Annotated in this window: 17 protein-coding genes and 1 pseudogene; 9 read left to right on the top strand and 9 right to left on the bottom strand. The window is 66.8% G+C overall.

What is annotated here, in order from left to right; genetic code table 11:
- The first annotated feature begins 548 nt into the window (after positions 1-548).
- The 4 genes from E4L96_RS18355 (at position 549) to E4L96_RS18340 (ending at position 3,927) form a co-directional block, all read left to right on the top strand.
- Positions 549-818, top strand: a complete 270-nt coding sequence (locus E4L96_RS18355; RefSeq protein ID WP_181017626.1) for an HP0495 family protein — start codon at positions 549-551, stop codon at positions 816-818.
- 98 nt (positions 819-916) lie between these two features.
- Positions 917-1,600 carry a lipoyl(octanoyl) transferase LipB gene (gene lipB / locus E4L96_RS18350; protein WP_135208660.1) on the top strand — a complete coding sequence of 228 codons (684 nt, stop codon included), beginning with the start codon at positions 917-919 and terminating at the stop codon, positions 1,598-1,600.
- Positions 1,597-2,583: a lipoyl synthase gene (gene lipA / locus E4L96_RS18345; protein WP_135208659.1), complete on the top strand. Its 987-nt coding sequence runs from the start codon at positions 1,597-1,599 to the stop codon at positions 2,581-2,583. Before lipB ends, lipA begins: the two co-directional genes overlap by 4 nt.
- Before the next feature lie 12 nt (positions 2,584-2,595).
- Positions 2,596-3,927: a dicarboxylate/amino acid:cation symporter gene (locus tag E4L96_RS18340; RefSeq protein ID WP_135208658.1), complete on the top strand. Its 1,332-nt coding sequence runs from the start codon at positions 2,596-2,598 to the stop codon at positions 3,925-3,927.
- Between the two features lie 22 nt (positions 3,928-3,949).
- Here the strand turns inward: E4L96_RS18340 and E4L96_RS18335 are convergent, their stop codons facing one another.
- Positions 3,950-4,459: a P-loop nucleotide/nucleoside kinase family protein gene (locus E4L96_RS18335; RefSeq protein WP_135208657.1), complete on the bottom strand. Its 510-nt coding sequence runs from the start codon at positions 4,457-4,459 to the stop codon at positions 3,950-3,952.
- Positions 4,460-4,521: 62 nt separating this feature from the next.
- Between E4L96_RS18335 and E4L96_RS18330 the strand changes: the two genes are divergently transcribed.
- Positions 4,522-5,388, top strand: a complete 867-nt coding sequence (locus E4L96_RS18330; protein ID WP_135208656.1) for a hypothetical protein — start codon at positions 4,522-4,524, stop codon at positions 5,386-5,388.
- Here the strand turns inward: E4L96_RS18330 and E4L96_RS18325 are convergent.
- Both E4L96_RS18325 and E4L96_RS24755 read right to left on the bottom strand, forming a co-directional pair.
- On the bottom strand, positions 5,385-5,576 hold the full coding sequence (locus E4L96_RS18325) for a hypothetical protein (RefSeq protein ID WP_135208655.1): 192 nt from the start codon (positions 5,574-5,576) through the stop codon (positions 5,385-5,387). The genes E4L96_RS18330 and E4L96_RS18325 overlap by 4 nt on opposite strands.
- Complete coding sequence (locus tag E4L96_RS24755; RefSeq protein ID WP_441359656.1) at positions 5,573-6,013, bottom strand: DUF6932 family protein; 441 nt, start codon at positions 6,011-6,013, stop codon at positions 5,573-5,575. Before E4L96_RS24755 ends, E4L96_RS18325 begins: the two co-directional genes overlap by 4 nt.
- Before the next feature lie 66 nt (positions 6,014-6,079).
- On the opposite strand from E4L96_RS24755, the gene E4L96_RS18320 reads away from it, so the two are divergent.
- The 3 genes from E4L96_RS18320 (at position 6,080) to E4L96_RS18310 (ending at position 7,873) form a co-directional block, all read left to right on the top strand.
- The gene (locus E4L96_RS18320) at positions 6,080-6,505 is read left to right on the top strand and encodes a PaaI family thioesterase (RefSeq protein WP_135208654.1); all 426 of its coding nucleotides are present in this window, start codon (positions 6,080-6,082) and stop codon (positions 6,503-6,505) included.
- A 61-nt stretch (positions 6,506-6,566) separates the two neighbouring features.
- Positions 6,567-6,989 carry a group I truncated hemoglobin gene (locus tag E4L96_RS18315; protein ID WP_135208653.1) on the top strand — a complete coding sequence of 141 codons (423 nt, stop codon included), beginning with the start codon at positions 6,567-6,569 and terminating at the stop codon, positions 6,987-6,989.
- Complete coding sequence (locus E4L96_RS18310; RefSeq protein WP_135208652.1) at positions 6,986-7,873, top strand: DUF3034 family protein; 888 nt, start codon at positions 6,986-6,988, stop codon at positions 7,871-7,873. The genes E4L96_RS18315 and E4L96_RS18310 overlap by 4 nt, the downstream gene beginning before the upstream one ends.
- Before the next feature lie 10 nt (positions 7,874-7,883).
- Here the strand turns inward: E4L96_RS18310 and E4L96_RS18305 are convergent, their stop codons facing one another.
- From E4L96_RS18305 to E4L96_RS18285, 5 genes are all read right to left on the bottom strand, one after another.
- Entirely contained in the window at positions 7,884-8,387 is a 504-nt protein-coding gene (locus E4L96_RS18305) for a peroxiredoxin family protein (RefSeq protein ID WP_135208651.1), read from the bottom strand.
- 23 nt (positions 8,388-8,410) lie between these two features.
- Positions 8,411-9,037 carry a BON domain-containing protein gene (locus tag E4L96_RS18300; RefSeq protein ID WP_135208650.1) on the bottom strand — a complete coding sequence of 209 codons (627 nt, stop codon included), beginning with the start codon at positions 9,035-9,037 and terminating at the stop codon, positions 8,411-8,413.
- Positions 9,034-9,627: a phosphoheptose isomerase gene (locus E4L96_RS18295; protein ID WP_135208649.1), complete on the bottom strand. Its 594-nt coding sequence runs from the start codon at positions 9,625-9,627 to the stop codon at positions 9,034-9,036. The genes E4L96_RS18300 and E4L96_RS18295 overlap by 4 nt, the downstream gene beginning before the upstream one ends.
- A 74-nt stretch (positions 9,628-9,701) precedes the next feature.
- Positions 9,702-10,073 carry a YraN family protein gene (locus E4L96_RS18290; protein WP_135208648.1) on the bottom strand — a complete coding sequence of 124 codons (372 nt, stop codon included), beginning with the start codon at positions 10,071-10,073 and terminating at the stop codon, positions 9,702-9,704.
- On the bottom strand, positions 10,010-11,176 hold the full coding sequence (locus tag E4L96_RS18285; protein WP_167758737.1) for a penicillin-binding protein activator: 1,167 nt from the start codon (positions 11,174-11,176) through the stop codon (positions 10,010-10,012). Before E4L96_RS18285 ends, E4L96_RS18290 begins: the two co-directional genes overlap by 64 nt.
- 126 nt (positions 11,177-11,302) lie before the next feature.
- Here E4L96_RS18285 and rsmI point away from each other — a divergent pair, with 126 nt between their 5' ends.
- Positions 11,303-12,211 (top strand): 16S rRNA (cytidine(1402)-2'-O)-methyltransferase, encoded by a 909-nt coding sequence (gene rsmI / locus E4L96_RS18280; RefSeq protein ID WP_135208646.1) that lies wholly within the window; start codon positions 11,303-11,305, stop codon positions 12,209-12,211.
- A 144-nt stretch (positions 12,212-12,355) separates the two neighbouring features.
- Here rsmI and E4L96_RS23865 read toward each other — a convergent pair.
- Positions 12,356-12,731 (bottom strand): annotated as a pseudogene (locus E4L96_RS23865) (hypothetical protein); the annotation flags it as partial.

Below are 12,731 nucleotides of genomic sequence, written 5' to 3'. Positions count from 1 at the left end.
AACGCGGCCAGCGCCGCGGCGAAGAGCGCTAACGCAGCACCGCCCATCGCGCGCAGCGGCGAGGCCTTCGGGCACTCAAGCTGCGCGCAGTGCGGCGCGGCGTGCACAGCCGACATGGCATTCGTACCCGGCGCGGCCATGTCCCCCAGGGCGCTCCCACCCAGTGCTGACGCGCGCGTCACGCCACCCTCCCTGCGAGCCGCTGCGCGCACTCTGCCACTGCCGCGTCACCGCGCCAGCGCCCATGCATACTGCGCCACTCTGCCTACGTTCATCCCGCCGATCTGCGCCCTGTCCCGCCAAACCTGCAGTTCATCCCATTCCGATAGCCCGCCAAGCTCCCCGGAAGTAAAGTCACACCATCGCATCGAATTTAAGCAGCGATGTGATTTCCTCAGTTGTCCCGCTATTCAACGAATAGTTTGGCCGGCCCCAGCGCCGGCCATTTTTTTGCCCGCCGCCCGCCGCTCGCCGGTCCCAGAGCGGCGCGGCCCGCCACCGGATTGGCTACAATGGCAACCGTTGCAGACTTTTTACGAGATGTCCCCATGCGTACTCCCGCCGATACCCTCATCGAATACCCGAGCGACTTCCCGATCAAGGTCATGGGCGCGGCGCATGAAGACTTCGCCGCCACCATTGTCGACGTGGTGCTCGAGCACGACCCCACCTTCCACATCGGCCGCATGGAAATCCGGCCCTCGTCGAAGGGGAACTACACCGGCCTGACCGTGATCGTCACCGCCATCAGCCGCGAGCAGCTCGACAACCTGTACAAGGCCCTGTCCTCGCACCCGATGGTGAAGATGGTCATTTGACGACCAATAGATAATCAATTGCTAACGCGGCGGCCGCCCCCAGCGGCCAGAGGGACTGCTGGCTTATAATGACGGGGCTTTTGCCACCGCCGACCACCATGCAGACCCGCCCCGCGCCGGCCCGCGTCCGCGACCTCGGCCGCGCCGACTACGAGCCCAGCTTTGCCGCCATGCGCGCGTTCACCGACGCGCGCGGCCTCGACACGCCCGATGAACTGTGGATCGTCGAGCACCCGCCCGTGTACACGCTGGGCCTGGGGGCCGACACCGGGCACGTATTGGCCCCGCATGGCATCCCGGTGGTGCAGACCGACCGCGGTGGCGAGGTGACTTACCACGGCCCCGGCCAGGTGGTGATCTACCTGCTGATGGACCTGCGCCGCAACCGCCCCGGCGGCAAGCTGTATGCGCGTTCGTTCGTTCATAAGATAGAGCAAGCGGTGATCGATGTGCTGGCGGCGTATAATCTGGCCGGCGAGCGCATCGCCGGCGCGCCCGGCATCTACATCGCCGACGGTCCCAAAAAAGGCGCCAAGATCGCCGCGCTGGGCCTCAAGGTGCGCGGCAATGGCTGCACCTATCACGGCGTGTCGCTGAACGTGGCGATGGACCTGGCGCCGTTCACCTGGATTAACCCGTGCGGCTACGCGGGCCTGGAAACCGTCGATATGCGCACCATGGGCGTCGAGGTGCCGCTGGCCGATGTCCAGCAAGCCCTGGCGCGCGAACTGGTGCGCCAGCTGGCGCCGCAACCTTCAACCGAAACCGAGCTGACTTCATGAGCACCGAGACCAACGTCATCGCCCCGACCTACGATCCGACCGCCAAGCAGAAGGGCGCCGACAAGACCTCGCGCATTCCGATCAAGATCGTGCCGGTGGAGCAGGTCGAGCGCCTCAAGAAGCCCGAGTGGATCCGCGTGCGCGCGGCCACCCAGTCCTCGCGCTTCTACGAGATCAAGGACATCCTGCGCGCGAACAACCTGGTGACGGTGTGCGAGGAAGCGAGCTGCCCGAACATCGGCGAGTGCTTCGGCAAGGGCACCGCGACCTTCATGATCATGGGTGACAAGTGCACCCGCCGCTGCCCGTTCTGCGACGTGGGCCACGGCCGCCCCGATCCGCTGGACGTGAACGAGCCGGGCAACCTGGCCAAGACCATCGCCGACCTGCGACTGTCGTATGTGGTGATCACCTCCGTGGACCGCGACGACCTGCGCGACGGCGGCGCCCAGCATTTCGTCGATTGCATCACCCACACCCGCGAGCTGTCGCCGAACACCAAGATCGAAGTGCTGGTGCCCGACTTCCGCGGCCGCCTGGAAAAGGCCCTGAAGATCTTCGAAGCCGGCCTGCCGGACGTCATGAACCACAACCTGGAAACTGTGCCGCGCCTGTACAAGGAAGCGCGCCCGGGCGCCGACTACGCGCACTCGCTGGCGCTGCTGCGCGATTTCAAGAAGATGTATCCGGGTGCGGTCACCAAATCCGGCATCATGGTCGGCCTGGGCGAGACCGACGAAGAGATCCTGCAGGTGATGCGCGACATGCGCGCGCATGACGTGGACATGCTGACCATCGGCCAGTATCTCGCGCCCTCCAACTCCCACCTGCCGGTGCGCCGCTACGTGCACCCGGACGTCTTCAAGATGTTCGAGGAAGAGGCTTACAAGATGGGCTTTGTGCATGCTGCCGTCGGCGCGATGGTGCGGTCCTCGTACCACGCGGACCAGCAGGCGCATGACGCGGGCGTGGTGAACGGCTAAGCCCAGCCTCCGATGCACCAACCCCCAGCCGCCGCCGTGTCGAGCTCCCGCAAGACCCGGCTGCGCGGCTGGTTCGCGATTCCGCTCTGGAAGCGCGTGCTCGGCGGCCTGGCGCTGGGCGTGGCCGTCGGCCTGTTCTGGCCCGCGCTGGCGCCGCAGGTGGCCTTCCTCGGCGAGATCTTCGTCCGCCTGATCAAGATGCTGGTGGCGCCGATTGTCTTCGTGACCATCACCGCCGGCGTCACCTCGCTGGGCGACCCCAAGCGCCTGGGTTCCCTGGGCGGGCGCACCATTCTTCTGTTCCTGTGCACGACCGTGATCGCCGTCTCGCTCGGCATGGCCGCGGGCGCCCTCCTGCAGCCAGGGGTGGGCGCCAACCTGGGCGGGGCGGTGCCCAAGGCGCTTGGCCCGGCCAAATCGGTGGGCGAGCAGCTGATCGGCATCGTCCCACTCAACATCGTCGACGCGCTGGCCAAGGGCGACATGCTGGCGATTATCTTCGTCGCCATCCTGCTCGGCGTGGGCACCATCAGTGCGGGCGAGGCGGGCCGACCGCTCGCCGCCTTCTTCCAATCGGCATCGGCGGTCATGCTGCGCATCGTCGCCATCGTGATGGAGGCGACCCCGTTCGGCGTGTTCGCGCTGATCGCCAATTCCATCGCGGCCAACGGCGCGGCGGTGTTCGTCAATGTCGGCTGGCTGGCGCTGTGCGTGGTCATTGGTTCGGCTCTGCAGGTGCTGCTGGTGCACGCGGCGCTGATTCGGCTGGTCGCCCGGCTCCGGATCCTGCCCTTCCTGCGCGCGATACCGGATGCCCTGATGGTCGCGTTCTCCACCGCCTCCAGTTCAGCCACCCTGCCGGTGGCGATGCGCGTGGCGCAGGACAAGCTCGGGATCAGCAAACCCGTGTTCATGACCGTGCTGCCGCTGGGCGCGGCGATCGGCAAGGATGGCACGGCGATGTACGTCGGCCTGCTCAGCATGTTCAGCCTGCAGGCGCTGGGCGTCGACCTGCCGCCGGCCAGCTACCTGATCGTGCTGCTCACCGCCACGCTGGCCGCCTTCGGCACCGCGCCGGTGCCCTCGGCGTCCCTGTTCATGCTGGCGGCCGTATTGGCCGCGGTCGGCACCGGTGTCGACCGGACGGCGCTGGTGGTCGGTTTCGTGCTGCCGTTCGACCGCCTGCTCGACATGACGCGCACCGTGGCCAGCGCCAGTGCCAACCTCGCGGTGGCCACGACCGTCGCGCGCATGGAGGGCGAGCTGGACGAAGTGTCCTATGGCGTGTTCCGCTCCCGTGCAAGGCAACAGGAGCAGGACAGAGTCGTCGCCGAGGAAGAGTAGGAGCGCTGGCCGCCACGCGGTGCTAAGCGCCGTCGCTGCGCAGAAAGCGCACGTCCCGTTCCCTGCATTCGTGCTCATCCGGCGCTTCCCACGTGTCGCTGGCCATCTCGAAGAAATGATCGGGCACCTCGACCGCAAAGGTGTCGCCCTTGTCGCGGTTGCGCTGGCGGACGCGTTCGCGCCGCACCTCACGGTCGGCGTCGAGCACATGGACGGTGAGCGTATGACCGCTCTGGTCCACCCAGCCGTACAGCCGCGCGCGGTCGCGGCGCTGAATGAGGCCCAGTTCCAGCACGACGCCGCTGCCCGTCGCGAGGATATCCTGCGCCACGCGCCAGATCTGCTGCACGCAGCGCTCCTTGCGTGCGATGTACCAGGCCAGCGTGTCAGTGGACGGACGATCAGGCGCGAACAGGGCCGTCATCCACTGGTCCAGGATCAGCCTCGGCGCGTGTTCCTGTTCGCTCAGCGCGCGGGCATAGGTGGACTTGCCGGCCCCGACAGGACCTTCGATCAGGTGGATGTGCGGCATGGACGCGCTGGTCAGTGATAATGTTGTGCAGCATAACATTGACGATAGGGGAGTCCGGACGGATGGCTTCGGTCGCTTTCGCAACCGTACATGGCATGGGGGAGACGCTCCCCGGCTATGCCGATGGCCTGTGGGCCGCAGTGCAGGACCGGCTGGGCGTGGATAAGGCCAATGTGGCGTTTGGCAGCGTCTACTACCAGCAGCTGCTGCAGGATAACGAGGCGCAGGTGTGGGACCGGGTCAGCGCCAGCGCGACGGTGCGCTACGGCGACCTGCGCCGCTTCGTGCTGTTCGGCTTCGGCGATGCCGCCGGGCTGGAAACCCGCAAGGAAGACGACGGCTCCATGTACGAGCTGGCCCAGCTCGACATCGCACGCACGCTGATGGGCTTGCGCGAGCGCTGCGGCGGGACTGTGCCGCTGGTGCTGCTGACCCATTCGCTGGGCTGCCAGGTGATGTCCAGTTATATCTACGACGCGCAGAAGGCGCTGCGCACGCCGGTGGTGGCGGGGATCTGGAAGGACATCCAGCGCCATGCGTGGTCGATCGCGGGGCGCTCGCTGCTGACGCCGGAAGAGATCGCCTTCCTGCGCGGTGACACCTGCACCGGGTGGATCACGACGGGCTGCAATATCCCGATCTTCGTGGCGGCGCACCAGAACATGCGCATCATCCCGATCGCACGTCCCAACGAGCGCTTCGACTGGCTCAACATCTACGATCCGGATGACATCCTCGGCTGGCCCCTGCAGCCACTGTCGGATGGCTACCGCGACCTGGTCCAGGACCGCGCCATCAACGCCGGCCGTGGCCCCGTGCAGTGGCTGGTCAAGAGCTGGAACCCGTGGTCCCACAACATCTACTGGGACAGCCCGGAAGTCCTGACCCCGCTCACGGACATGCTCCGAAGGGCGGCGATGCCTGTCTAGCTCACGCTGTCCTTCAAGGCCTGCCGAAGTTCCGAAGCCGCCTCGTCGGCGCACTGGCGCTGGTTGTGGGCGACTGCACGCAAAAGAAGATTCCCTGGATCTCGGTCGGACCGGGACGCGGTTTCGACGGCGAATCGTTCCAGCGTTGCGGCGTGCTCGCGCAGGAACTTCAAACGGTTGTTGTTCATATCGTCAACTCCACGAAGCCTTTGGCGGTGTGCCCGTCGTGAGCGAATCCGAACAGGCCTCTCCAGTACGCTTCTCGATGCAAAACGCCGGCGGGTTCCGGCATCTCGGCGTACACGTCCAACGAGTAAAGTAGACGTGTGACGGCATGGTCGAGAAGGTGTAGCAGGTCCAATGCGCGGTCATCCGGTTCACACCATAAGGCACAGTCTATATCACGTGGTTTCGGTTTCATGGTCAGAAATGACCCGTTGATCCAGAGTCGACGGGGCGGCAGCCCAGTAAGGCGCAACGCGCTGCTCCACCTGAGCAAGCCCCGATATAACTGAGCGCGCTGCGGATTTGTTGACCAAGGTTGGACGGCGAGCTCGAAAAGCTCTTCGCGCGTTAGCTGGTGCAATCCCGGAGGCAACAGCGGAGTATGGTCGGCTTTTGTCATCGCGATCCCGGCGAAGCAAAAACTCCTTTATGATCGAACGCGTTCAAACCAACCTTGAGCTCACGCATGTCCGACTTTAGCCACCTGACCCAGGAACAGCTCACTGCCGTGGGCGCGCCGTATCTGCCGGGGCATCTGGGCATCGCCATCCTCAGCGTGGCCCACGGCGAGGTGCGGGCGCGGCTGGAGGTGCAGCCGCATCACCTGGCGCCGAACGGGTATCTGCATGCGGGCACGGTCGTGTCGTTGGCCGACACCGCCGCCGGGTACGGCTGCCTGGCCAGCCTGCCGGACGGTGGCGAGAGCTTCACCACCATCGAGCTCAAGTCCAACCATCTCGGCACCGCGCGCGACGGCGCCATCGAGGCCCACGCGCGGCTGATCCACGGCGGCCGCACCACGCAAGTGTGGGACGTCATCGTGACCAACGCGGCCAACGGCAAGACTGTGGCTTTGTTCCGCTGCACGCAGATGATCCTCTATCCGAAGTAGGCCTCCCTCTGCTACATTGGACGGTTCTCGCTAGCAACATCAGAGCCCCTCCGGAACCGTTATGAAACTGATCTCATCCGTGCTGCTTGTCGCAGCCGCACTTGCCAGCCAAGCCGCGCGCGCAGCCGACCCCACCCTGTTCGACCAGCTCGGCGGCAAGCCCGGCATCGTCAAGATCGTGGACACGCTGCTGCCCAAGCTGCAGTCCGACCCGCGCATCCGCGCCAGCTTCGATGGCATCGACATGCACAACCTCTCGCTGCGCCTGAAGGAGCAAATCTGCGTGGTCGCGAACGGCCCCTGCACCTACCGCGGCAAGGACATGAAGCTCATTCATGACGGCCTGCATATCACCGATGCGCACTTCAACGCGCTGGTGGAAGACCTGCAGGATGCAATGGACGAGAGCGGCCTCTCTCCTGCCGTTCAGAACCGCCTGCTGGCCCGTCTGGCACCGATGCACCGCGACGTGGTGCAGCCATGAGGCGCGCCCTCCTCGCCGGCGCCGCCCTGCTGTGCGGCAGCGCGCACGCCGCAGCGGGCCCGAACGCGCCTGACATGGGCAAGCTGCTGGCCACCGGCGGCGTGGCGCAGCTGGAAGGCGCGGGCGGCGGCGGCCTCACGCCGTGGGCGCTGATCACCGGCTACGGCAGCGGTGCCAGCTGGGGCGCCAACGCGCACGCCACCACGGTCCGCACCCAGGACTATGCACTGCATACCTACGGAATCGCGGTCGGGATTACGGACCGCGTCGAGCTCTCGTTTGCACGACAGGAATTCAGCGGCAGCCTCGCGCCGCTGGATCATCTGAAGATCAAGCAGGACATCGCGGGCGTCAAGCTGCGCGTGCTGGGCGACGCGGTGTACGAGCAGGACAGCGGGCTGCCGCAGATTGCCGTCGGCGCGCTGGTCAAGAAGAACAAAGGCGTCGGCGGCCTCGGGGCACTGGGCGTCACCAGCGTCACCCAGCTCGGTGCACGCGATGACGGCGGCATCGACTTCTACGTGGCCGCAACGAAGATCGATCTGGCCCACAGCCTGCTCTGGAACGGCACGGTGCGCTTCACCAAGGCCAACCAGATGGGCCTGCTCGGCTTCGGCGGCGACCGAGGCAACCGCCTGAAGCCGCAGTTCGAAGCTTCGCTGGCCTGGCTCATCAACCGCAAGTGGGTGGCAGGCGTGGAGTACCGGATGAAGCCGCGCAATCTCGGCGTGGACAACGAAAAGGATGCCTACGACGCGTTCGTCGCCTGGTTCCCGAACAAGAACCTGTCCCTGACCGCGGCCTACGCGGTGCTGGGCGACATCACGGTGTTCAACCCGACGAACCAGCGCGGCCTGTACCTTTCGGCCCAGGCCGGGTTCTGAGAGGCGAGCCTCAGGTCTTGAGCGCTTTTTCGAGCAGCTGGTGCAGCTCGGCGAACTGCGGTTCGCCCACGTAGCGCTTGAGGATTTTGCCGTCCTTGCCGATCACGAAGGTGGTCGGCGTCAGGGCCACGTTGCCGTAGGCCTTGGCGGCGGCCCCGCCCATGTCCAGTGCCACCTTGAACGGCAGCTGGCGCGTGTCGGCGAAGTTGAGCACGTAGTTGGGCGGGTCGTAGCTCATCGCCACGGCGACGAATTCCAGGCCCTGGCCCTTGTACTTGTTGTAGGTCTCGACCATCTGCGGCATCTCGTGCACGCAGGTGGTGCAGGAGGTGGCCCAGAAGTTGACCATCACGACCTTGCCACGCAGGTCCTGTGCGGTGATCTTCTCGCCCTTGATGCCATAGAAGGTGACGTCCGGCGCCGGCTTGCCGCCGGACATGGCGACCCAGCTGCCCGCACCGACGGCCACCGCAACCGCGACGATCGCCACCGCTTTTTTCACCGACTTCTGCATGCTTGCCTCCCGGGCCTGCGCCGTCAGCCGTTCTGCGGTTGCACGGCCGCCGGCTGCAGGGCTTTCAGTTCGTCTTCGGTCATGTACTCGAATACCTTGACCACTTTCTGCACCCCGGACACGCCACGCGCCACGTCGGCGCCGATCTGGCCTTCGCGCTCGGTCACGCGGCCCATCAGGTAGACCACGCCGCGCTCGGTGACCACCTTGAACGAGTTGGCCGAGATGGTCTTCATGTCGACCAGGCTCACCTTCACCTTGCTCGTGATGAGCGCGTCCGACGAGCGCGAGGTGTAGCTGGACGGACCGGCGATCTCGAGTTCGTTGACCACGCTCTGCACGCCCTCGATGGCGCGCACTTCGCGCTCGACGGCGGCCTTCATGGCGGCATCCTTCACCTCGCCGGTCAGCAGCACCTTGCGGTTGTAGCTGTTGGCGTTGACGTGGCCATCTTCACCGATGAGCTTGGGCAGCTTGAGGTCGGCCTTGACGGCGATCGCCTTGTCCTCGGTCTGGGCGCCGAAGGTGCGGCGGTCCGCGGTGGCCACGGCGCCGACCACGGCGCTGCCGACCACCATCTCGAAACAGCCGGACAGCGATGCCGCCAGTGCCAGGCCCAGAACGGTTTTTGCGAGAACCGATCGCGTCATTCCTCGTCTCCTCCGAAAAGCGCGACGTCGATGCCGTCGCAGATGCAGTGAATCGCGCACAGGTGCACTTCCTGGATGCGGGCGGTGCGGCTGTGCGGGACGTTGATGTGCACGTCGGCGTCGGTCAGCATCTTGCCGAGCTGGCCGCCGTCCTTGCCGGTGAATGCGACCACGCGCATTTCGCGTTCGAGTGCCGCTTCGGCGGCGGCCAGCACGTTGGCCGAATTGCCCGAGGTCGAAATGGCCAGCAGCACGTCGCCCGGCTGGCCGAAGGCCTGCACCTGTTTGGCGAAGATGTCGTTGAAGCTGTAGTCGTTGCCGACCGCGGTCATGATCGAGGTGTCGGTGGTCAGCGCCAGCGCGGGCAGCGGATTGCGCTCGCGCTCGAAGCGGCCGACCAGTTCCGCCGCGAAGTGCTGGCAGTCCGCGGCCGAGCCGCCATTGCCGCAGGCGAGGATCTTGTTGCCGTTCGCGAGGGCGGCGAACATCAGTTCAACGGCTTGGGAAATCGGCTGGGCGAGGACGTTGGCGGACTGGATCTTCAGTTCGGCGCTCTCTTGGAAGTGCGCCAGGATGCGTTGGGTATTCATAGCTGCCGATTATAGTGCAGCGGCAATGGCGAAGGCTCAAGCAGTGTAAAAAATGCTTACAGGTTAAGGGGCGGCTAATTTTCCGTGGGTGCCTCGATGGCGTTGCGGATCCAGCTGATGTCCGCGCCTTCGATGGCGATGATGTCGAAGCGGCATGGCGGGACATGGCGCTGGGTGAGCAGCCAGGTTTGGGCCGCGCGCAGCAGGCGGCGCACCTTGGCGGGGGTGATGCTGGCCAGCGGGCCGCCATGGTCCGCATCGGCGCGCTGGCGCACTTCCACGAAGACCACGGTGTCCTGGTCGCGCATGATGAGGTCGAGCTCGCCACCTTTGCAGCGGTAGTTCTCGGCGATCAGGGTCAGACCGCGCTTGCGCAGATAGCTCAGGGCGTGTTGTTCCCAGGCGTGGCCGTGTTCCTGCAGGGGGCTGCGGTGGCTGTCCCACATGTGCTGGCTCCGGTGGCGGGCTGGAAGGTGCCCATGTGGTAGACCGCTTGTGCTTCGGTTCGTTCCACGGTGGCTTGCGTGGGTGAGATGACGAGGTGGCCGGTGAGACCGTCGTAGTTGACCGGCTCGGGTGGGCGCGTGGCGAGCAATTTGGCCAGGCGGTAGGCGTCGGCGCCCAGGGCATACAGGCGGTCGAGGTCGGTCTGGCCGGAGTAGTAGCTGTGCTTCAGGTCGGTCGGCGGGGTGGTTTGCCAGGGGACGTCGACGATGCGGGCGCCGTTCAGCTCGGGCGTGGGCAGGAACGGATCGGGGCCGGGGTTGAGGCTGGAGGTGCCGTAGAACGGCATTTGCGTGCCGACCGCGCGGCGCAGGTCGCGCGCCTGGTCCCGGTTGAGGGCGGCGAAGATCAGGGTAATGTGCTCGGCTTTCAGGAGCGCGGGCAGCTCGTTCAGGGTGCTGTCGGAGATCAGGCTGTAGCTGGTGTCGAGCTTCAGCCGCAGGGCCTTGCGGGTGGGGGCGCGCCACGCGGCCGTAAACGTGTCGGCCAGGCGAATTTGCCACCGGTCCGTGCCGGTGACGACCAGAGCTTTGCCGATGGGCTGGTCCGAGCTGGCCCAGTTCGCCGCCTGGCGGCCTTCGTCCTCCAGCACCAGACCCAAGGGGATCGTGCCCGGCGGCAGGCGCTGGCTGCCTGCGGGCGGCGTGTTGAGCAGGATGTGCAGGCGGCCAGCCGTTGGCGGCGCGGAGCCCGGTACCGGTGCATGGCCGGGGTCCGGCAACGCTTCCGTAGCGCGGCCATCGGACGTGGAGCGGAGGGCGCGAACCTCCCGCGTGGCTGGCGCGGACGCCAGCGCGGCGATGGCGGAGCGGGACAAGGGGCCGATCAGGATGTCGTGGCTGGCGGCGGCTGTGGCGACGGCGGCGCGGGTGGTGGCCGCGTCGTGGCCTTCGTCGAGCACATCGTACGGCGCGGGCGCCGGATCATGCTCGCGCGCGGCCAGGAAACCCGACTTGACGGCATCGGCCGCCTCCGCCAGCGCGTCCGACCCCGGCGGCAGCAACAGCGCGATCCGCGGCGTGACGGACTGGGGGGCACTTGTCACGGGCGCCGGGGGCGCGCACAATCGCCCCGGTTCGCCGCATGGCTGGCCGGACGCGTGGGGTAGCATGGCCGCGCACGCCGCCAGCGCCAGCATCCGACTCACCCATTGCCGTCCCATCCACCCCCCATGACCGATCCGACCAGCGCGCTCATCCACTTCCCCGTGATGGCCGAGCCTGCCACCCAGAACTATCCTACTGCAACGCTGTACGTGGTGGCCACGCCGATCGGAAACGTCACCGACGTCACCCTGCGCGCCTTGCACCTGCTGGCGCTGGCCGACGCCGTCGCCTGCGAGGACACCCGCAAGACCGGCGCGTTGCTGGACCGCTTCGGCATCCGCAAGCCGCTGATCGCCGCGCACCAGCACAACGAGCGCGAGGTGGCCGAGCAGCTGGTCGCGCGCCTGCAGCGAGGCGAGCGTATCGCCCTGGTGTCGGACGCCGGGACGCCCGCCGTCTCCGATCCCGGCGCCCGCATCGTCGACGCCGTCCGCAACGCTGGCCTGCATGTGGTACCGCTGCCCGGCGCCTCCGCGGTGGTGACCGCGCTCTCCGCCAGCGGCCTCGTGAACGACCGCTTTCACTTCGTCGGCTTCCTGCCCGCCAAGCCCAAGCAGCGCGAGGCCGAGCTGCAGGACCTCAGCCGCATGTCCGCCACCCTGGTGTTCTACGAAGCCCCGCACCGCATCGCCGACTGCGTGGCCGCGCTGGCCGCCGTGTTCCCCGGCGAACGCCAAATCGTGCTGGCGCGCGAGCTGACCAAGATGTTCGAGGAAATCCACCGCGGCCCCTTGTCCGGAGCGCTGGCCTGGGTCAAGGCCGACCCGCACCGCGAGCGTGGCGAATTCGTGATCCTGGTGGAAGGCGCCCCGGCAGCAACCGACGCCGCCGAAGCCGAGGCCGAGCGCGTCCTGCAGATCCTGCTGGCCGAGCTGCCGGTCAAGCAGGCCGCCGCGCTCGCCGCCCAAATCACGGGACAAAAGAAGAATTCCTTGTACGAGAGGGCGCTCCAGATCAAAAGTGCGCGCGATTAAACGCGGAACTTTCGCTCACCGATCTGTCTCCAACCCTCCGACGCGGGCGATGAAGCTGCCGGAACGATGGATTCGGGGGCGTTACGCCAGCGGAGTTCCCGCGTCACCCTTCCATTGGTCCCACGGCGGGCGCGCAGCGGCAGGTCACCACTTGCAGCCGTGGTCCTTCTTTTCCATCAGCAGGTAGAGCGGCGCCAGCAGGCCGCCGGGGATGCCGTCCTTGCAGTCGGGGCGCTTGGCCTTGGCGATCGAACGCGCCAGCTTCGTTTCTGAGGAGATCTGCTCCGTCGGAGCGGCACCGCTGCGCACGTCCTCGCTGGCGATCCTGCGGGCGGCGGCCCTGGCGGCTTCCGCATCGAAGCTCGGCGGGGCTGCCTGCTGGGAGGGTACGGCGAAGTCCGGCGCTGCCGCCGCATGGTCGGGCTGCACGGCGATCACGGGCGTCGAGGGGGCGATCGCTGATGGCTCGGACGGCCGTGCGGCCGGCTTGCGCGCCGGGTCCCGGCGCGAAGGCGTGACC

It is taken from the genome of Zemynaea arenosa, assembly GCF_004614185.1.
GTDB classification, from domain to species: Bacteria; Pseudomonadota; Gammaproteobacteria; order Burkholderiales; family Burkholderiaceae_D; genus Telluria; species Telluria arenosa.
The sequence above is the reverse complement of the archived record's forward strand: the minus strand, read 5'-3'. Positions and strand labels throughout refer to the sequence as shown.

Coding starts and splice junctions, on each gene's coding strand:
- E4L96_RS18325 (WP_135208655.1), bottom strand. CDS start 5,576: ATGAACAACAACCGTTTGAAGTTCCTGCGCGAGCACGCCGCAACGCTG.
- E4L96_RS24755 (WP_441359656.1), bottom strand. CDS start 6,013: ATGACAAAAGCCGACCATACTCCGCTGTTGCCTCCGGGATTGCACCAG.
- E4L96_RS18315 (WP_135208653.1), top strand. CDS start 6,567: ATGAAACTGATCTCATCCGTGCTGCTTGTCGCAGCCGCACTTGCCAGC.
- E4L96_RS18300 (WP_135208650.1), bottom strand. CDS start 9,037: ATGACGCGATCGGTTCTCGCAAAAACCGTTCTGGGCCTGGCACTGGCG.
- E4L96_RS18310 (WP_135208652.1), top strand. CDS start 6,986: ATGAGGCGCGCCCTCCTCGCCGGCGCCGCCCTGCTGTGCGGCAGCGCG.
- E4L96_RS18320 (WP_135208654.1), top strand. CDS start 6,080: ATGTCCGACTTTAGCCACCTGACCCAGGAACAGCTCACTGCCGTGGGC.
- lipB (WP_135208660.1), top strand. CDS start 917: ATGCAGACCCGCCCCGCGCCGGCCCGCGTCCGCGACCTCGGCCGCGCC.
- E4L96_RS18290 (WP_135208648.1), bottom strand. CDS start 10,073: ATGTGGGACAGCCACCGCAGCCCCCTGCAGGAACACGGCCACGCCTGG.
- E4L96_RS18305 (WP_135208651.1), bottom strand. CDS start 8,387: ATGCAGAAGTCGGTGAAAAAAGCGGTGGCGATCGTCGCGGTTGCGGTG.
- E4L96_RS18330 (WP_135208656.1), top strand. CDS start 4,522: ATGGCTTCGGTCGCTTTCGCAACCGTACATGGCATGGGGGAGACGCTC.
- E4L96_RS18340 (WP_135208658.1), top strand. CDS start 2,596: ATGCACCAACCCCCAGCCGCCGCCGTGTCGAGCTCCCGCAAGACCCGG.
- E4L96_RS18295 (WP_135208649.1), bottom strand. CDS start 9,627: ATGAATACCCAACGCATCCTGGCGCACTTCCAAGAGAGCGCCGAACTG.
- rsmI (WP_135208646.1), top strand. CDS start 11,303: ATGACCGATCCGACCAGCGCGCTCATCCACTTCCCCGTGATGGCCGAG.
- lipA (WP_135208659.1), top strand. CDS start 1,597: ATGAGCACCGAGACCAACGTCATCGCCCCGACCTACGATCCGACCGCC.
- E4L96_RS18355 (WP_181017626.1), top strand. CDS start 549: ATGCGTACTCCCGCCGATACCCTCATCGAATACCCGAGCGACTTCCCG.
- E4L96_RS18335 (WP_135208657.1), bottom strand. CDS start 4,459: ATGCCGCACATCCACCTGATCGAAGGTCCTGTCGGGGCCGGCAAGTCC.